Consider the following 19,519-nt stretch of genomic DNA (forward strand, 5'->3'; position numbering starts at 1 on the left):
GCACAGCTCGCTCCTACAAAGATATACTTCACCTTTTGCTTGACTTTACGTAAAAAGTTGTGGTATTATTACTCTATACAGTAACCAAGCCATAAACAGATACAAGCAATTACCCATAAGTAAGGAAATAAACCCTATTGTGTATCTTGCGGGAGTCTATCTATGATCTCGTTCAATCGTATCCCACAATGCCTCTGCCTAACATTGATATTGATCCTCATTGCCTTCGCCGCTAAAACGGGTGAAGAGACACCTTCCGGTTTTGCGCAAGAGGGTCTCCCATTCTTGAAAAAATACTGCTTCAACTGTCACGCTGGCGATGAACCTGCAGCAGAACTTGCGCTCAACGCATTTTCAGATGATCTGTCGCTCATTGAGAACCGTGATGTCTGGGACAGGGTCTTAGATATGGTAACGACAGGCTATATGCCACCATCGGAGAGTGAGCATCAACCAACGATGAAAGCATCTGATGCCTTTGTTGCGCATATTGAGGCGATTTTTGAACACGCAGACCGTACGGCAAAACCGGATCCAGGGCAAATAACTGTCCGCCGCCTCAATAAAGTCGAATACAAAAATACCGTTCGAGACCTGCTCGGTGTTGATTTCGATCCCACCGAAAACTTCCCAGCGGATGATGTCGGACACGGATTTGATCATATCGGTGATGTACTGACAATGTCGCCGCTTCTGATGGAACGCTATCTTGAAGCGGCAGAAGCGATCGCGACGCGTGTCATTTTAGTGGATCCGCCACCGCCCTCGAAACGCTACCAAAGAGGGTCGCGCCTTAATCCACGCCACGATGATGTTCCTGATCAACGTTTCCGACTGCTCGACCCAAAGGCGACAGAGGCGTGGAAATCTGGCCCCTTTATGACAGGTGCAACCTTTTTCAAGATGTTCCCTGATGAAGAAATCATCTACAAGGCAACCCTCTACGCTGAGACTGATAGTGAAACACCCGTTGAAGTCGCCCTATTTATTCAGGGTGAGGCGTTAGCGGAAGTTTCTCCGCCAGAAGCACTCGCACGATTGGTCGGCGTGGATCCAGCAGCGGATAACGGGATTAAGATTCTAAAAACCTTTGAGATTACCTCCCGCGACCCGAAAAAGACACAGACTGTTGAGTATCTTGTTAGTGGTATCCCGAACATCGAGAATGCAGGGATTGCGATGGTTAAACCGACAGACGGTGAACCGTCGGCGAAACTACAGATTCGGACACTCTGGGCGGAAGGTCCGTTGGACACTCGCCCCGACACCCAACTCGAAATTTTGGCATGCACACCGGATATTCCGCAAATAGAGCAGACGCGTGAAGTGTTGACTCGTCTGCTTCGCCGTGGTTACCGTCGCCCGCCAACTGAAACCGAAATAGAGCAGCTCGTGCAGTTTGTAGGCGCGATTCAAGCCGATGGTGCGAAGTGGGAAGCAAGCATTCAGGAAGCGATTAAAGTTATCCTCTGTTCACCGAAGTTCTTATTTCGGTTGGAGTTAGATGACCGTCCGCAAGGTCCAGAGCCATACGCGATTGACGAATTCCAGCTTGCCTCACGACTCTCCTATTTCTTGTGGCGGAGTATGCCGGATGATGAACTCTTTGAACTCGCATCGCAAAACCAGTTGACTGCGAATCTTGAAGCAGAAGTTAAACGGATGTTGGCGGACCCGAAAGCGACAGAAATGGCACGCGACTTTGGCACGCAGTGGCTACAAATTCAACGGTTGGCAACAGTTACCCCTGATCGTGAACGATTTCCGCACTTCCGTCGTAGGTGGCTAACCGCGATGCTAAAGGAGACAGAACTCTTCCTCGAATCCATCTTCCGTGAGGATCGGAGCGTCCTTGATTTACTTGACGCAGATTATACCTTCCTTAACCAAGAATTGGCAAACCACTACGGTATTGCTGACACCAAGGGGAACTGGAAATATCAGGAAAAAACTGTACCGGGTGGTGAAGCGATTAAGGGCAGTGCGTTTCGGCGCGTTGCATTGCAAGGCACCTCACGCGGCGGTATACTTACCCACGCGAGTGTCCTAACAGTGACATCTAACCCAACTCGTACTTCGCCTGTCAAACGCGGACGTTGGGTTTTGGAGCAGATACTCGGTACACCGCCGCCGCCGCCACCGCCCGATGTCCCAGAATTAGAAGAAGATAAGGCAGAGACTTCGGCAACAACCTTGCGAGAACTGCTCGAACAGCACCGAGAAGACCCTGCTTGTGCTAATTGTCACGCGAAAATGGACCCGATCGGATTCGCGCTCGAAAACTATAACGCTATCGGTGCATTTCGGAAAAAAGATGGCGGCTCGGAGATTGATACAACTGCCGTACTTCCAGATGGCACCACTTTTGACGGTATAGCAGACCTGAAGCAGATACTTAAAGACAGAAAACCGGAATTTGTGCGATGCCTGACAGAGAAGATGTTGATCTACGCTTTAGGTAGAGGCTTGGAATATTACGACCGACCCACTGTTGACCAAATCGTAGCACAACTTGAAGCCGAAGGTTACAGAAGTTCTGTACTGATTACTGAAATTGTTAAAAGTGATCCCTTCCGTTTGCGACGTGGTACCAAGGATAATTGACGATGCGAACTATCAGTAATTTCGTTCTGTTTGCTATCATAATTCTACAACCGAGTTGTTATATATCTGGTTATCAAACAGTTAATAAAAATCCGACTTCACAGCGGGAGAAAAAATACGCTTCTCACTTGGCGTTGGAGGAAAAGTATTCTGTATATTTAGATTCGACCTGGACGACAAAAGATGCTGCTGCGCTTTTAAAGGTTTTTAAATCCATGCCGTTAGGTCTGAATCTACAGTTTTCCAGATGGCATATAAGTGATGAAGACTTAGAAAACGGTATTAAAATCGAATCGAGAGATAAGTTAAAACTCGTTACGATGAGTAGAAATATCTTTCCTGTTGAGGGATCTGAAGAGATTTTGTCGCCGGACAAGGACCTATATTATGCTGTCGTTCAATACATAACAGAGAATGGGACAAATAGAGCCGTAATAGAATTAATAATGCAAAACAGGTATGGTATAGATGTTCCCTCTCATGCTGCATTACCGCAGCGTACCAAAAACAATACAGCAAAAGGTTATTCGGATTTTGGAAATGACGATCTGATGCTGATTATGTCCGTCCTTGAAGCCTTCCCTCAAGCATTACATAAAACACCCCAATTAAAGTATATAGTTCGCAGAATTGATGGCATTGATGACGAGGATAGAGGCATCAGTTCGGCAATGATAAGTCGCGGTTATATAACGTTTGCTGAATCTATTTTTCTTCGCGATCCGTATCATCGTCATGATACGCGTAAAATAATTGCTCACGAAAAGGCACATTTTTTATGGTGGTATGTTTTTAATGAACAACTTAAATTGGATTGGGCGAAACTTGGGGGTTGGTTCCGAGATTCAAGTGAATCCGGCTGGTCAACGACTCAAGAACGATCAGCGTTTGTAACAGATTACGCTTATACAGAAAATCCAGATGAGGATATGGCAGAAAGTATCGGATTCTATTTTGTGTATCCCGATAAACTCCGCTCCTGTTGCCCTGAGAAATATGAATTTATTCATAATCGGATTATGCTGACGTATAGCAAACTTTATACGCCGTCTAATCTGATGTAAGGATACACTTTGAAAAAAGCGACGGAAGCACACCCATGAGAAAATACAGAATATGGCACGAAATACTAATGGAACAACTTTCTGCCAGGGATGACGCAATTGATTATCTTCAAGTGACATTGGAAGAGTACCAAGTGGACGGCGATACCTCATTTTTTCTCAGTGAGATCCGTACCGTTGTAGAAGCACAAGGGGGTGTCTCCAAACTTGCCGAGAAAATCAATATTGAGCCACAGGTACTATCAGACATGCTCACCAGTAAAGTCGCACCACGGCTCGATACGTTCAGCACCATTCTCCGGGCACTTGGGTGTCGGCTGTCAATTGAACCGATAGCGACTGCGAGCCCAAATTCTGAAGTTAAGGATAAGGATCATCCAATTGGGCAGCGGAAGCCTACGCGCGAGCGTCTTTCAGTCGCCACGGACGCATAAGTCTTGTGACGCGGGAAAAATCGGCTTGTCAAAGGAAAATTATTGCATGAAAAAACTATGCCTTTCAATTTTTTTTATGCTATTTCTCGGACTTCATCAGAATTTGATCCCGACGCGCTTACGTATCAAGAAACTGAATACGGGAATTATCTATCTGAAGGCGTACCCGTTCAGCCTATTGTGAATCAGCATTCAGGAACAGTTCAACTCGCTGCGCTTTCCTTACCTGGTATCGGTAGTAACGGTGATGGAACCCTTGCGACTATCAAATTTAAAGTAAACGCAATTAAAGGTTCTAAACTATCTTTACGAGATGTTATTTTATCTAACAATGAAGGCAATAAATCTTATGCATGGATTGAAGGCACACAGTTATTAAATAGTGCTATCGCAGAAGGTTGCGCGACCTTCAACATCAAAGATGTGAATAAGGATTGTGTTATTAATATCCAAGATTTAGTGCTTGTTGCTACTCATTTTGGAAAAGGTGGGAAAATGTAGCAGATGTTAATTCTGATGGAAGCGTGGATATCATAGACCTTGTATTGGTCGCCGGAGCCTTTGGAGATACGGCGACCGCGCCAGGAGTCTATGCGGATACGCACGAGATGCTCACGACAGCCGATGTGCAACAATGGTTGCGTGCGGCACATAAAGTCAATTTGGCAGATTCCATGTTCCAACGGGGTATACTGACGCTTGAACAACTGCTAACCGTATTAATCCCTAAAAACACTGCCCTTCTGCCGAACTACCCAAACCCGTTTAACCCGGAGACGTGGATACCCTATCAGTTGGAGAAACCAACAGAGATCACTCTGTCTATCTATTCTGTAGATGGTATTTTGATTCGTACGTTGGCGTTAGGATATCAGCCTGCTGGTATCTACCAAAGTCGAGACCGTGCAGCGTATTGGGATGGGACGAATGAAGTAGGTGAACCAGTGGCAAGCGGTGTCTACTTTTATACGCTGTTGGCGGGTGATTTCAGGGCTACCCACAGAATGTTGGTAATAAAGTAGCGTGTGTTCAATACGGAAAATAGATAGAGATATTGAGTTCGCCGAAACAACGGCAACTCTCTTGAGGATTTTTCGCTTTCGGTGTATAATTGTTTTATGGATATAGGGATTTACAAGGATGAAAATGGGAATGAGCCATTTGAGCAATGGCTTTCTTCAATCAGAGATAATCCAACTTGGGCGCGGATTGATAACCGCCTTAAACGGGTCCGGTTAGGTCTGTTAGGCGACCATCGTTCAATAGGCGACGGTGTGTTTGAACTCCGTTTGGATTTCGGTCCTGGCTACCGGATATATTTTGGTAGAATCGGGAGTGAACATATTTTGCTTCTAACAGGCGGAACTAAAAATTCGCAGCAGAGGGACATTGCGATAGCAAAACGATACTGGCAGCATTTTAAGGAATCAATACGATGAGAAAATATAAGAACTACGAAGAGGGCCTCAAGGTGCGGTTGGCAGATTCGGCGTATGCGAAAGAATATCTTACCGTAGCACTTGAGGAATATGAGGAAGATGGTAATATTGAAGCGTTTTTGCTTGCAGTCAGAGATGTCGCAAACGCTCAAGGCGATTTATCAAAATTAGCGGAGCACACCCAACTGAGTCACGAGAGTATTTACAAGGCGTTATCCGAAAATGGGACTCTGCAATTTGACACAATTGGTCCAATTCTGCGTGGACTCGGTTTTAAGTTTTCAATAGAGTCACTTGAGAACAGCCCACAATGATTTGCGTGTGGCTCATAATTTTCAGATGGAAATACGCATGAACACATCAAAACAACTTTCACGTCGAACATTTTTACGAGGTCTGGGTGTCAGTGCTGTTCTACCGGTACTCAATCCCCTGACCGCTTTGGCAGATATTCCCTCAAAAGAGGGGCCGATTACCCGTTACCCTGATCCAGCGGTTGAAGTTATCGACCCGCGTTTTGCGCAATATAAAATCGGGAACGCCGTTGTGGAACGCCTGTGGACAGGTGCGCGTTGGTCTGAGGGTCCCGTCTGGTTTGGTGATGGTGGGTACCTCCTCTGGAGCGATATTCCGAACAACCGTATTCTGAAGTGGCAGGAAGCCACCGGTAAAGTAAGCGTCTATCGTAAACCCTCTAACTACACCAACGGTCATACGCGCGATCGGCAAGGTCGGCTCATCAGTTGTGAACACGGTACACGCAGCGTCACTCGCACCGAATACGACGGAACGGTTACTGTCCTGATTGATAACTTTGAAGGCAAACGGTTCAACGCCCCGAATGATGTGGTCGTCCATCCGGATGGGCATATCTGGTTTACGGATCCGGGATACGGTATCCTGTTCAATTATGAAGGGCATAAAGCACCGTTTGAATTGCCGACTTCTGTCTATCGTCTCAACCCTGTCACTGGGAAAGCGACTGTTGTGACGGAAGAGCTTGAAAGACCGAACGGCATCTGCTTCTCGCCTGACTACGAGAAGCTCTATATCGCGGACACAGGGGCACCTAAAAATATCACTGTCTTCGATGTGGTAGATGGTGAACGGTTAAATAATAAACAGGTATTCCATGAGATGGCACCCGGTGCCGCTGACGGGCTTCGGTGCGATACTGATGGTAATGTCTGGACAGGTACGGGTTGGGTCGGTGAAGACTACGACGGTGTGCACATCTTCGCACCGGACGGAACGCTTATCGGTAAGATTCACCTCCCAGAAATTTGTTCCAACATCTGTTTCGGCGGTGTGAAACGTAACAGACTCTTTATGACAGGTAGCCAATCTTTGTACTCGGTTTATGTTGAAGCGCAAGGCGCACCACTGTTTTAACGCGTCCCTCTCATACAGATAACCTACCCTACGCAGTGAGTGATCAGCTCGCTGCGTCCCTCCTATGTTGACAAGTAGCAGCTGAACGTCCATGTTCAAATAGGTTCGATCATTATCCATCAACAGTCTTTATCCCTCGTTTAAAACCGTTCAGTTTGCTACAGCAGCACATTTTTTTATCAAATTTTGAAAAAAAATGAAGTTTACCCTAAACTTTTCCAGTTTCATCTCTATAATTAATAGGATAGACGGGCATAAATCGGTAATCAGTGAATAGATTATTGATGCATCTAATATGTTTAACCTTGGAGGAGAGACAATTCAAGCAAAAGGGGGAAGCTCATGACAACTATAATGCACTTGAAAGGTGGCGTTCCGATTTTAAAACCATATGGGAAACTCATAGGCGTTGCAGCGTCGCAATTTCGAGAAAAACTTATTTCTCAGATGGATGCCTCTGATATGTCAGGCATTCTCATCGACTTCAAACGGGTTAATAAGATTGACAGTGCGGGCCTCGGAACATTGGTAGAGGCGTATATTGTAGCGAGGCGGAAAAAAGGGCGTATCGGTGTTATCAATGTAGGTATGAACATCAAAAGCCTGATTATCCGAACCCGTCTTATTAATATCTTTGAGCATTTCGACAATGAGGATATTGCAGTCGCAATACTATCAAACCGTGTTAACCTGCCTGCGCAGGATGAATAACAGCTTACTACCACATTATAAGAGAATGGAATCACTTAATGCTAAAAACTTTACACACCGACCGCTAAGATAAACTTGATTTTTTACTTTGAATGTTTTAAAATAAATATATGTAGCCGGGAATTGCCTCTCATCAATTGAAAATGGAGGGTAAACAGATGGCTTTGAAATGTCAATCAGGTGATATAAAATGTCCAGCGTACAAACATCAGGGCATTTTCCAACCGGATAATAAAACCGTAAAATCACTTTTGCCAGATTTGAAGTGCTGTGCGGCGTGTATGTCGTCTGCGCCACCGAAACGTCCTGATCTCCGCGATGATATGTTACAAATTGCTTCTTTAACGCTTGTTGAAAAGGGACCTAAGTTCAACCCATCGCATGAAAGTGGTGCAAGTTTCGGAACTTTCATCCGCCCTCGGATCTGTGGGGCTTTGATGGATGCAAAAGGTAAGGAGCTCAGCCATAGCAATCGTGAGCTTCTCAATTGGAATCCGCACACCGGCATTGATGATGGAACGAATCAGTATGTCGCGCGGTTAGGTACGGCTCTAAACCTGCATGCTGACTTTGAGGATGAACTCGTCCGAGACATCAGTTTTGCATCCGCCTTGCCTACACTTTTAAAGGTGTTGACCCCCCGCGAACAAGCCGTTTTCGCTTGTCTTCGTGAGGATCAACGGAATTGTGAGATTGCCGAAATTTTGCAGCTTTCCGAGTCGCGCGTCAGCCAACTGGTGAGACAAGTGACCGTCAAACTGACAAACGCGGCGCAAGAACTGGGTTTAGCAGACTAACTTCTTGGGAGGCGTTATCTTGAAAATAGAAATGCTTCAAACGTAGAGGCGGTTGTTGATACCGGCAGTGATGTTGGATCGCAATCGCCTTTTTATATTTTCTTTTTGACGCTATAGCCCTGATATATCTAATGTAGTGCTATGTCATGCCAAAGTTGAAGGGGACAAAGATCGCGAGCGACAAGAAATCCGCAGAAATCCGCAGAAACACCCTATCAAAGACCCCAAGCAAAACCCCCAGCAAAAACACTCGCTCCTACAACAAGAGCGGTGTGGGACTGGAAATTGATACGGAAAATAAATAGGATCGCCTATCATTTCAAACATGACAAAGCAGTAGGTGGATCTTAGCAAATTAGAACCAGGCATTTCCTTGAAACAAAGACTTGACATTGATGTAAAAATATAATATAATTTATGCATACATAAAATTGAGGTTTCTTGCTTTTAAGTGATAGGTGACATCACGAAGGAAAAGCTATGAACACATCAAAACAACTTTCACGTCGAACATTTCTACAGGGTTTAGGCGTTACCATTGCTCTACCGTGGTTGGAAGTGATGGGACCTGTTACATCGTGGGCAGCGGCATCCGCAGGTGCAACACAAACAGTACCGAACCGGATGGCATTCCTCTATGTGCCGAACGGAAAGATTATGGAGGATTGGACCCCGAAACAGGTAGGTGCTGACTACGCGCTTACTGATATTCTGAAACCGTTAGAGAATGTAAAGGACAAAACACTGGTACTCAGTGGTCTAACGGCTGATAAAGCACGCGCCAACGGCGATGGTGGGGGTGACCACGCCCGAGCGATGGCAGCCTTCCTGACAGGCGCGCAACCCCGTAAAACTGACGGCTCTGATATTCATGCCGGCATTTCTGTTGACCAAGCGGCAGCATCACACATCGGCACACAGACCCGTCTTCCGTCACTGGAGCTCGGAATTGATCCGGGTTACAGATCAGGAAACTGCGATTCCGGCTATAGCTGCGTCTACTCTGCAACGCTGTCGTGGCGTTCCGCAACGCAGCCGCTTCCGAAAGAGGTTAACCCGAAACTCGCCTTTGAACGCCTATTCTCGACCATGCCGGACACCGAACGGGCCCAACGCGATCAACAGCGAAAAAGTATCCTCGACTTTGTTATGCAGGACTCAAAGGATTTGATCCGTCAAGTCAGCGGGAACGATGTGCGTAAACTTGATGAGTACTTCTCCGCTATCCGGGACATAGAACTGCGAATTGACGCAGCCGAGAAGTTCCCAGCGATCGAAAGACCCGATTACATCGCACCTGAAGAAATTCCTAAAGACTTCCAAGAGCACGTCCGACTCATGATGGACCTGATTGTACTCGCCTTCCAGACAGATGTGACGCGTGTTGTGACTTTTACGTTAGCAAATGAAGGGAGCAATAAGTCGTATCCGGCTGTCAATGTCACTGATGGGCATCACTACCTGTCGCATCACCGTGGTGACGAGGAGAAGGTGGCGAAAATCCGTAAAATCGACGTCTTCCACATGCAGCAGTTGGCATACTTCTTGGAAAAACTGGACGCAACTGCTGAAGCGGACGGTTCGCTGTTAGACCATTCAATGATTTTGTATGGCAGTGGAAACGCAGATGGCAACCGACACAGCCATCACGACCTCCCAATTCTGCTCGCAGGTAACGGGTGTGGCACGCTTAAAAGTGGTCGCCATATCCGCTATCCAAAAGAGACACCGCTCAATAATCTCTGGATGTCAATGCTCAACCGTATGGATGTCAATTTAGCACAAATAGGCGATAGCACTGGTAGTTTGCCCGATCTTTCCTAAAGCTACGATTTCCCATGTACTTGCTGGCGAGGTTCCTAACCTCGCCATTTTTTTTTCGCTGTGCCTCTGCGCAATCCGACCTATGTACTAACTTGGTGTTTACAGTGCATTTTCAGACCACATCATAGGTGTCAATTTAGTAGATTTTCAGTGGGGTTCCTCTTGAAGTCCCGTAGGTTGGGTTGAACGGCACTGAGGAGTGGACTGTTGACAGGTCAAACACCTCTGAAAGTCAATATCCGGCCATATCTATTCCTGAACGTAGTGAAACCCAACTTTACACTGTCAGTGTTCCGGGAACTTCATAGGCAAAACGTTGGGTTTCACTCGGTCTCTGGTGGCGGTTGTTTCTCTGGAGAAAGTTGTGTTTTTCTCTAATTTGGCGGGTTTCGGTGACATCCGTTCAACCTTGGGGAAACACCCAAGCAAAAACACCTACGGGACTGAAAGTTTTCGCGAAGTATCCGGTGCGGTTAGGAAACCGCACCTACCGACCTGGGATATTCGGTTTCCTATAACTCTTTTCTTAGATTGACCCCTACCGTTCTTGAAACGCCACATGGAGATAGCAAACAACTGAATAATTTTATCATATTGTGAAATATAAATCACATCGAACGCCTACGAATTTTCACCCTACCCCCAACATTTTCCCGACAACCTATCTCGGATACAAGCACCCAACCCTTCGGATGCGCTTGGAAGTATCACACTAACCCCTCAAAATTCAGGTGTCAGATTTTCGGAATATAAAGCGCACAAACCCATATATCGTGTAGGTTTATCGTCAAATATCATTACTTTGGCAAAACTATATTGATAATGGGTTTCATTATCAATAAGTATAAATGGTGTAAATTTAGATGCGGTTAATTTTAGAGGGACCTTATAGGTGGAAAAGTGAATTACCAGTCCTTAAATGGAAAGATACGTGTTTCTGTTGCCATGCCGTAGAAACTCCACAGACTGCCCGCAACGAACTCGCCAAGGATCAAACCGAGGAAGAAAGGTGCCGCCTTTCGGTGTAATTGCAAGCCACCCTGCTTAATAATCAGCCATTTTGCGATTGTGCTAATCATCAGTGAGATCCAGAGCCAGTTCATACACCAATCCGCTGCCCCCGAGACAGCATAACCGACAGCATGGAAGGGCCACCAAAAGAATCGCATCCGTAGAAACATTAGAAGAAACGTGAACCCCATGCCGATACCCATAAATGTCACTTCAGGGATGTTCGGGTTTGTTGGGAAATTGAGCTGCTGTTGGAGCCGGTTGAAAGGATGGTGTGCGAAACTTCCCGATGACCCAAAGCGGTAAACATCATGCAGATATGCCCAGAATGAGCCAATAGAACCCACAAGCACTGCCAAAAGCATCACCCACACCAAGGGTTTCGGGTTAAATCGCGCCCGTGAAGCGAGTTGGAAACCCTCCAATTGATGCGGCATCGGATGGCTGCGGTGTGCGCGATTGAAGAAAAACAGAAAAGAGAGTGCTGTCAGATTAGCCCCCCCCATGCCACGTGACCCTAAAATCGCAGGTAGGGCGTAATCGGGTCCCATAAAGTGTAAGTCATGCGCAGGCGCGCCGGATTCCACCCGCATGCGCGTGATCCCCGTTGACAGGGCAAAATACATGACAAAAAAGACGATACCGAGCGAAATGCTGATGCCTATCTTCACAGAAAACGCTATAAGATAGATGCATCCTAACACAATACCGATGATCGCGGCACGATACCGCATCGGTTCAACCGATTCGTCGAGACTTGAGCGTCCTGTGGCGACTTGCTTGAAGACCTCAGCGAGGTATTTACGGCTTGCCCATACCGCGAAAATAGCAAGGCCGAGATATGCCCCCAAGGATTGCTGCCGGTCATAAGGGAATCCCGGTAAACCTCGCACCCCGATGATTGCACCACCGACGCGCTGCATCTTGCGAAACAGATAAAAGAACCAACAGGAAAAGGACAAATCCAACGGCATGAAGAATCCGAGTCCAATGACAAATGGATAGATAGAAAAAGGGGTCCACCCGATGGCATTCCACGGTTTATCAGTGAAAAAGTGGCTGATATTCCGAAACCGAACGCCGACGATAGGAATTGTCGGGAAGAGATAACTAAGTCCGTTAATAAGGTTTAGGAGTGAAACGAGAATAAACGCTGTCCAAAATACCCGACCGCGAAAGAAGTTTGCGCCACTGTCCCGCGTCATTTCCAACGGCAGTTGGATAATCGGATAGGCGAGTTTCTCGCGTTCTGTCCACTGTTTGCGTAGTACAACGTTGATGCAGAGCATAACAAAGACAAGCACTAAAATAAAGCTCGTCCACCACAATGTCGGTCCTAACCATGCCCGTAAAATCTCTGTGTCATAAACCGTGGATTGTCCTTCGTAAAACCCCTCCAAAACTCGTTTATCTTGGACTGTTCCCCATGTCGGTATGTACCGGTGCAGCAATTCTCGCCACTCGTTTTCAGGCGTATCGAACCAGAAGACGTGTCCGATCATCGGGATAAGCACCTGTGCGTGGTCGTGTGATGCAATAGCACTCGCCATACAAAGCATCACATAGATAACAAGGAGTTCGCCGTGTGTCAATGCCCACTGCCGTTTTACTCGCCGAAGCAGCAGGTTAAAGAGCGTAATAATAAAAAGAAAAAAGACTGCATTGAAAAAGAGCGACATCGTCGTCGGAAAGAGACCCCACCAGACCATTTCCGTATACATAATCCAATAGCAGTTAATCGGGATCAGGATAAGTGCTAATGTAACTGATTTTAGGGTGACACCGCGGGTTAGAGCCATTAAGTTCTCCTACTGTTTCCTCAATCTTGACTGGCATTGCCTATTTTATTGCCGTTTTGAGCATCTCCACAATTTTAGGATACCCTTGTGATTCCGCAAGCGTCAACGCCGTGTCGCCCCGCCTATTTTTTAGGGTGGCATCGGCACGATTTTCAAGTAAAAGCCGAACGATATTTGCATGTCCGCGCCACGCCGCATACATCAACGCTGTTTCACCGTTACCGTTTTGCGTATTTACTGCTGCGCCTTTTTCAAGCAATCGTTCGGTGATCTCCAGATTTCCTGTCTTGTTGATAACAAAAATCAGCGATGTATTACCGTTGGCATCCGTTACGTTCACATCTGCTCCATTTTCAATGAGGAACGTCACTGCATTGATGTCTCCTTTTTCGGCTGCAATGCGTAAAGGGGACCGCCCTACAGCATCTTTTAGGTTTACATCTATGCTTGTGCCGCGAAGGGCTGCAATATTTTCTGTCCATACTGCTTTGAAAAGCCTATCCTCGGGTGTATCGGAAAATTCGGAAATGACGTGTTCCTGATTAATGGGAAGATTTTCAAAGACTTGCACAACGCCGCTCTGCCACCGCAGCTCAAGTCTATCAACAGTTGTATTTGCCCCTAAGCCAAAATAGCACCGAGCGTCGCGGGTGGACATGTAACTCGATCCTGGATTTACCTCCCGCGTCTGTGTCTGTTCACCAGCCACCATAGTGATACGCGTGCCGATCCCGTCTCGATTGCTAATCACACCAACAGTTTTAACCGACACCCAATTATTTTGCGTTTGCGTTTCATTTCGCAATAAAGTTACGGGACCACTATTTTGTGTAACGAGTATGTCAACATCGCCGTCGCTATCATAATCACCGAAGAGTGTGCCTCGGCTCACCGCAAGGCGTTGAAAATAGCCGCCTGCGCTCTCTGAAATTTCTTGGAATGTGCCGTCTCCGTTATTACGGAACAGTTGATCGGGTTGGCGATACGTAAGGATATCGTGTGTGTCTTCAATGTTATCAATGATATGTCCATTGGCAATGAAAAGATCTAACCATCCATCACTATCCGCATCAAAGAGCCCCGTCCCAAACCCGACATACAAATAACTCTCTTTTCCGAGATGTGCCTCATAAATTACATCCGTGAAGGTGCCATCGCCGTTGTTCCGATAGAGGGCATTAGTCTCGTAGGAGAGGTTCGTGACAAAAATATCAAGCCAACTGTCGCTGTTATAGTCCCCGATGGTAACACCCATACCGGCTTGCGCTACCCCGTTGAAACTGTAAGCACATCCGGCGAGGAGCGAGATTTCGCTGAATGTGCCATCGCCGTTATTATAAAAGAAATCGTTTCGGGTGTCGTCGTTTGCCACGTAAAGATCAGGCGCGCCGTCGTTGTTAAAGTCCGCTGAGACGACCCCTAAACCTTTCCCGTGAAACATGCCACCGACTCCACCAACACCCGCCGCTTGACTAACATCTGTAAAGGTGCCGTCCCCGTTGTTATGATAGAGTCTATCAGGCGCGCCTTCAAATAACGACGGATGGCAATAGGTGTGTATTCCGTCTTCTCCACACGGCAGGTAAGTAACATCAAGCGAATACACAAGATAGTTGACAACAAACAGATCAAGATACCCATCGGAGTTGTAGTCGAAAAAACAAGCACTGCTGCTCCATCCTGGGTCGCCGACACCTGCAGAGCCCGTCACATCCGTAAAGGTACCGTCGCCATTGTTGCGGTAGAGCACGTTCGCCCCGAAATTGGTTACATAAAGATCTACGTTGCCGTCGTTGTTATAATCTGCACATGTCGCTCCCTGTCCATAGTTGCCAAGATTTGCCACCCTTGCAGCCGTTGTGATGTCAGTAAAAGTGCCATCACGATTGTTGCGATAGAGTGCGCTCGTCGCCTGTTTTGCTGATGGTGATTTGTCCCAATAACCGCTGTTGACGAGATAGATGTCAAGAAATCCGTCGTTATCTGCATCAAAGAACGCGCCGCCAGCACCGAGGGTTTCAGGCAAATGGTACGCGCCTTCAGCACCGTTGACGTGTCGGAAATTGATGCCCGCTTTTTCGGTTATATCAACGAATTGGATCGCCTCAGCACCTAACAAGGGTGATATACATACAAGGCATATAACCAAAAGGAGTGTGTTTTTACTTTTCATATGAGGGAGTTGCATCTTTCGCGAGACGGAATCCGATGAAACTGGTACCGATCGACGGATGCTGCCCGAAGCGTACGGAACACCTCGCTATCATTTCTGGATTTAACCACGAACCGCCTTTCACAACACGCCGACTCCCAACCGTGGGTCCCTTCGGGTTTCGATCAGGACTGTGATAGTAGAAATTTTCTGAATACCAGTCAGCCACCCATTCCCAGACATTACCTGCCATATCGTGTGCCCCGTAAGGACTTACGCCTGTAGGATAAGTTCCAACGGGTTTTAGGTGTGCCCCAGACTGTTTCCAAACGTTTGCATGAACGGTTGTGCCTTTAATCCGTTGCGTGAAGGTATTTCCCCAGGGCCACCGTCGAGTAGTCGTTCCGCGAGCGGCTTTTTCCCATTCTGCTTCAGTGGGCAACCGCATACCTCGCCACGCTGCATAAGCAGTAGCAGCATCCCATGAGACCCCGATGACAGGGTAGTTCGGCTTTGTCGCTGCGATCTCGGGCCAAGTGCCGAACGCGCCTTCATAACTAATGGGTGTATGTTCACTGCTGGTTCCACCGCTTTCAAGCCAAAACAGATAATATTCAGCGTTGGTTACCTCGGTTTTACCTATATAGTAGGCATCCAGATAGACTTTATGCGCTGGTGCTTCATTCGGAAGGTCGTCATCACTGCCCATTATGAAAGTACCAGCAGGGATGAGGCACAGATCAGATTCAGCCAAGACATAAGGTAAGAACCCCACAATTATGAAAAGTAGGATTAGGAATTTTGCCCATCGATAGACAAGTGAATATGTCCTGGCGGTTGTTTTATTTCGACTTTGATGTAAGACGCTCATATTTTTTATAGGTTTTCTCGGCTTCTGCATGGGCACCAGCGAGTTCATACGCCTTAGAGAGATTCAGATAGAAGCGTGGTTCGGAAGGTTTTAAGTGGATAGCGGTTTGGTATTGTTCTATCGCTTTAGGATACTGTTCTAACATCAAGTAAGCACCACCGAGACTGTTACGGTAAGTCGCGACGTTTGGTTTCTGCTGAATGACTTTCTGATACATCACCGCCGCTTGCTTATAGTTCTGCCGTTGAAACTGAACATAACCGAGTGCTTCATAGCCGCGCGTCTCTTGTGGTGCGAGTGTGACATAACGTTCCAAAGCTTGCGTTGCATCACGCCAAAGCTGCCGCTTCAATTGGATTCTACCCAGTCGGTACCACGCCTCGGCATCGGTAGCGTTTTGCTGCACAAATCGCTTAAGATGCGTCAACTGCTCTTCCTCAATAGATAGCACCTCGAAACGTTGTAAACTCTTCTGTGCTACTTCTGTTTCCCCAATACGACGGTACGCGGTGCCCAAACTAAAATATGCCTTCGCGTGGAACGGCTCAATTTCAATTAGTTTCTTGAAAGTATCAATAGCAGATTGCCACGCGCCTTGTTGAAGGAAAGCAGTACCGAGCGTGTAGCGCGCCGCTTGTGATGTAGGATCCAGTTTAATAGCGTGTTGAAGTTCACGAATAGCAGCATCGGTTAGATTATCACGAAAATAGGCGATACCTAATAGAGTCCGCGTCCGCGCATGATCGGCATCTATAGCGACTACTTTCTGTAGGACTTGTGTCGCCTGCGTGGTGTCCCCTAAGTGAGTGAGTAGCACATCACCGAGTTCATAATATGCCTCAATATAGTTTTCATCTGCGATTGTCGCCCGTTGAAATGCTTCAGCCGCGGCATGGATTTCCTCGGCACCTTTATAAATCAATCCCAAAATGCAGTGCGCGTCCGCTATCGATCCATCAAGTTCGACTGCTTTCTCTAAAGCAGTTCGCGCTTTCTCTTGTTCTCCATGTGTGAGGGCGCGCACTCCTGCATCATACAACCGTGCCGCTTCGGGGTGAAACCGTGGCGCGGCAATTGCGAGCAGCGCGTGGAGAAATATGAGAGGCGTGAAGGTGTATTTGAATAGTTTCATATCATCCAGAAATATAACTGACATTGGAAAGTCAAACTTCTTCAGGTTTCGATTCCGTTTTCCGTTTCAATAACCAGCTGAAAAAAAATAAAGCACCTACAGAAGGAATCACGATAGTAAGCAGCAGCCAACCACTATCAATAAAACGCCCAAAGAAAAAAACAGACACAGACAGGATTAGAAAGCCTTTAGCCGGAAAACGCCAAGAAGTATCATTCCGCTTTAGTAGCCATTCCACTAAAGACAACACACAGTAGAAAACAAAAACGACAACAAGCAGAAACCAAAGACTATCAAAAAAACGCGCACACATGAGACCAAGCCCAAACGGGATTGCAACGTCTTTACTTGAAAACCATTTCATAGTTCATCACCCTTTCAAATGTGGGCAGATTTCCTAAACAGATCGTTGAGGCATCAATTTGGGTCTATTTTATTATGAGATACGCGTAATGTCAAGCGGAATCTATTTTCTTTTTAGAGGTATTTAGTTTTAAGAAATTATAGAGTTTCTCGTCTTTTTTCAGGATTCGGTGCGGTTAGGAAACCGCACCTACCGGGCCTGAGGAATCCAAAATTGGACTAAAAACCGAGAACTGAATGGCTTTACGGAAATACCGTTTTAATTAGATTTAGGCATCAAAATCTGCTATAATTTCATAATAGGTAATTCCACTCGGTTATATTTTCTTTCATTTTTAACGTTATCGTTGTGTTCTTTGAGGAGAAAACGATGGACGGTAAACACCTACCCTGGCACCTACCTTTGACAGATTGGTGTATCGGAGCAATGGTTTTATTCGCAACCACTGGCACTGTCATCCTATGCCGATTTTTGTTACGGAAGTGGCAATCATGGCGGATTCAACGGTTTCTGGACCAACGGACAGCCCTGGCATCTCCGGGCGATCAGAAACTGACAACTTACGATAAACAGGTCCTAACGAAAAAGGCTCGGCAATCCGGAAACGAACGTTTGGAAAAAAGTTTCGCTTTCCAAGGGAATGCTGATCTTTATGTTGCCATCGGACTTTTCGGTCTGGCGATGATTGCTTTGGTCGTGTTAGCTGTCGCCAACGGCTTCCATAAGCACGGCGGTCCCTTCTGGTAGCATCTAATCCGAGTCATACCGTTTATATCATTAAAAAGTGGAGATCTTCATGAAAGTCGTTGCAAAATTCGGTCCCGAAAGCGCGGGATTAATCGACAAACCAGACCCGGTTGCTAAGGGTGAGTTCGTTGTCGTCAAAATTCATTCAGCACCTATGTGTACGGAATACAAAGGTTTCAAAAATGAAGGTGAGAGCGACAGTTTCGGACACGAAGCCGCTGGTGAAGTGGTGGAAATCGCACAGGAGGGCACTGTCAAGGTAGGCGACCGTGTTGTCGTGATGCCACACTACCCCTGTGGAAAGTGTTATCTCTGCTTGGCAGGCGAATATGCTCACTGCCCAAACGACCATAGATCCCCAAACATTCCCGAACAGACTGGCGTGACAGCAACTTATGCACAGTACATCCTTAAAAAGGACTGGCAACTGGTGCCTATTCCAGAAGATCTCTCCTATCATCATGCCGGAATGGCGTGTTGCGGGCTTGGATCGACATTTAATGCAATGCGGTTAATGAATGTCAACGCGCTTGATACCGTCCTCATCACAGGGATGGGACCTATTGGACTTGGTGGTGTGATTAATGCCGTGTACAGAGGTGCGCGCGTCATAGCTGTTGAAAGCCACCCATATCGCGCAGCCCTCGCTAAAAAACTCGGCGCAGCCGAAGTTGTCAATCCACAAGACGAGGATGCCGTCAATCAGATTCGGGATTTGACCAGTGACAGAGGCGTTGACAAAGGTGTGGAGTGCTCAGCAGCTCCGGCAGCAGTCCAATTATTGATTGATGCGTCGCGCCCGAAAGGACATATCTCCTTGATCGGTGGCATTCGTGAAGTGGCAATTCAGAGCTGGGGGGTTCTTATCAATCACGGCTTGACCTTACACGGCACACGGCATTATAACCTCGTAGACACACCTGCTATGATGCGGATGATTACACAAGTGAAGGATCAACTGGATACATTCATCACACACACCTTCCCTATGAGCCAGATTCAGGAGGCATGGGCATTGCAGTATACCCATAACTGCGGGAAAGTTGTTCTTGATGCATGGAAATAGAAGGTGCTATCCAATTCAGGAGTTACGCAAATTGAGCAAATATCGAACATTGAGACGTAAAAAACCAGTAACTTTCGCCCTTTAAACCCCCTAAATCCCCCTTATCAGGGGG

The 19,519-nt window shown here is 46.7% G+C and carries 18 protein-coding genes; 13 read left to right on the forward strand and 5 right to left on the reverse strand.

What is annotated here, in order from left to right:
- Positions 1-162: 162 nt before the first annotated feature.
- The 11 genes from OXH00_07280 to OXH00_07330 all read left to right on the forward strand — a co-directional run bounded on the left by OXH00_07280 (position 163) and on the right by OXH00_07330 (position 10,265).
- Positions 163-2,604 carry a DUF1592 domain-containing protein gene (locus OXH00_07280; protein ID MCY3740804.1) on the forward strand — a complete coding sequence of 814 codons (2,442 nt, stop codon included), beginning with the start codon at positions 163-165 and terminating at the stop codon, positions 2,602-2,604.
- 2 nt (positions 2,605-2,606) lie between these two features.
- On the forward strand, positions 2,607-3,668 hold the full coding sequence (locus OXH00_07285) for a hypothetical protein (protein MCY3740805.1): 1,062 nt from the start codon (positions 2,607-2,609) through the stop codon (positions 3,666-3,668).
- A 35-nt stretch (positions 3,669-3,703) separates the two neighbouring features.
- A complete protein-coding gene (locus tag OXH00_07290; GenBank protein ID MCY3740806.1) occupies positions 3,704-4,102 on the forward strand; it encodes a helix-turn-helix domain-containing protein in 399 nt (132 codons plus the stop codon).
- 42 nt (positions 4,103-4,144) lie between these two features.
- On the forward strand, positions 4,145-4,603 hold the full coding sequence (locus OXH00_07295) for a cohesin domain-containing protein (GenBank protein MCY3740807.1): 459 nt from the start codon (positions 4,145-4,147) through the stop codon (positions 4,601-4,603).
- A gap of 23 nt (positions 4,604-4,626) precedes the next feature.
- Positions 4,627-5,124: a T9SS type A sorting domain-containing protein gene (locus tag OXH00_07300; GenBank protein ID MCY3740808.1), complete on the forward strand. Its 498-nt coding sequence runs from the start codon at positions 4,627-4,629 to the stop codon at positions 5,122-5,124.
- A 96-nt stretch (positions 5,125-5,220) separates the two neighbouring features.
- Entirely contained in the window at positions 5,221-5,541 is a 321-nt protein-coding gene (locus OXH00_07305) for a type II toxin-antitoxin system RelE/ParE family toxin (protein MCY3740809.1), read from the forward strand.
- The gene (locus OXH00_07310) at positions 5,538-5,855 is read left to right on the forward strand and encodes a transcriptional regulator (protein ID MCY3740810.1); all 318 of its coding nucleotides are present in this window, start codon (positions 5,538-5,540) and stop codon (positions 5,853-5,855) included. Before OXH00_07305 ends, OXH00_07310 begins: the two co-directional genes overlap by 4 nt.
- A gap of 37 nt (positions 5,856-5,892) precedes the next feature.
- Entirely contained in the window at positions 5,893-6,933 is a 1,041-nt protein-coding gene (locus tag OXH00_07315; GenBank protein ID MCY3740811.1) for an SMP-30/gluconolactonase/LRE family protein, read from the forward strand.
- Between the two features lie 342 nt (positions 6,934-7,275).
- On the forward strand, positions 7,276-7,644 hold the full coding sequence (locus tag OXH00_07320) for an STAS domain-containing protein (protein ID MCY3740812.1): 369 nt from the start codon (positions 7,276-7,278) through the stop codon (positions 7,642-7,644).
- A 158-nt stretch (positions 7,645-7,802) separates the two neighbouring features.
- The gene (locus OXH00_07325; protein MCY3740813.1) at positions 7,803-8,441 is read left to right on the forward strand and encodes a sigma-70 family RNA polymerase sigma factor; all 639 of its coding nucleotides are present in this window, start codon (positions 7,803-7,805) and stop codon (positions 8,439-8,441) included.
- A 480-nt stretch (positions 8,442-8,921) separates the two neighbouring features.
- Positions 8,922-10,265: a DUF1552 domain-containing protein gene (locus tag OXH00_07330; protein ID MCY3740814.1), complete on the forward strand. Its 1,344-nt coding sequence runs from the start codon at positions 8,922-8,924 to the stop codon at positions 10,263-10,265.
- A 905-nt stretch (positions 10,266-11,170) separates the two neighbouring features.
- On the opposite strand, the gene OXH00_07335 is transcribed toward OXH00_07330, so the two are convergent.
- From OXH00_07335 to OXH00_07355, 5 genes are all read right to left on the reverse strand, one after another.
- Entirely contained in the window at positions 11,171-13,075 is a 1,905-nt protein-coding gene (locus OXH00_07335; protein MCY3740815.1) for a hypothetical protein, read from the reverse strand.
- A gap of 40 nt (positions 13,076-13,115) precedes the next feature.
- The gene (locus OXH00_07340) at positions 13,116-15,248 is read right to left on the reverse strand and encodes an FG-GAP-like repeat-containing protein (protein MCY3740816.1); all 2,133 of its coding nucleotides are present in this window, start codon (positions 15,246-15,248) and stop codon (positions 13,116-13,118) included.
- Positions 15,238-15,981, reverse strand: a complete 744-nt coding sequence (locus tag OXH00_07345; GenBank protein ID MCY3740817.1) for a formylglycine-generating enzyme family protein — start codon at positions 15,979-15,981, stop codon at positions 15,238-15,240. Before OXH00_07345 ends, OXH00_07340 begins: the two co-directional genes overlap by 11 nt.
- An 88-nt stretch (positions 15,982-16,069) precedes the next feature.
- Positions 16,070-17,230, reverse strand: a complete 1,161-nt coding sequence (locus OXH00_07350; protein MCY3740818.1) for a tetratricopeptide repeat protein — start codon at positions 17,228-17,230, stop codon at positions 16,070-16,072.
- Between the two features lie 31 nt (positions 17,231-17,261).
- Positions 17,262-17,594, reverse strand: a complete 333-nt coding sequence (locus OXH00_07355) for a hypothetical protein (protein ID MCY3740819.1) — start codon at positions 17,592-17,594, stop codon at positions 17,262-17,264.
- A gap of 369 nt (positions 17,595-17,963) precedes the next feature.
- Between OXH00_07355 and OXH00_07360 the strand changes: the two genes are divergently transcribed.
- Both OXH00_07360 and OXH00_07365 read left to right on the forward strand, forming a co-directional pair.
- Positions 17,964-18,341 (forward strand): hypothetical protein, encoded by a 378-nt coding sequence (locus tag OXH00_07360; GenBank protein ID MCY3740820.1) that lies wholly within the window; start codon positions 17,964-17,966, stop codon positions 18,339-18,341.
- Positions 18,342-18,390: 49 nt separating this feature from the next.
- Positions 18,391-19,407, forward strand: coding sequence for a zinc-binding dehydrogenase (locus OXH00_07365; GenBank protein ID MCY3740821.1), 1,017 nt, complete (start codon positions 18,391-18,393; stop codon positions 19,405-19,407).
- Positions 19,408-19,519 lie beyond the last annotated feature (112 nt).

The sequence above is a fragment of the Candidatus Poribacteria bacterium genome (assembly GCA_026706025.1).
Taxonomy (GTDB): domain Bacteria; phylum Poribacteria; class WGA-4E; order WGA-4E; family WGA-3G; genus WGA-3G.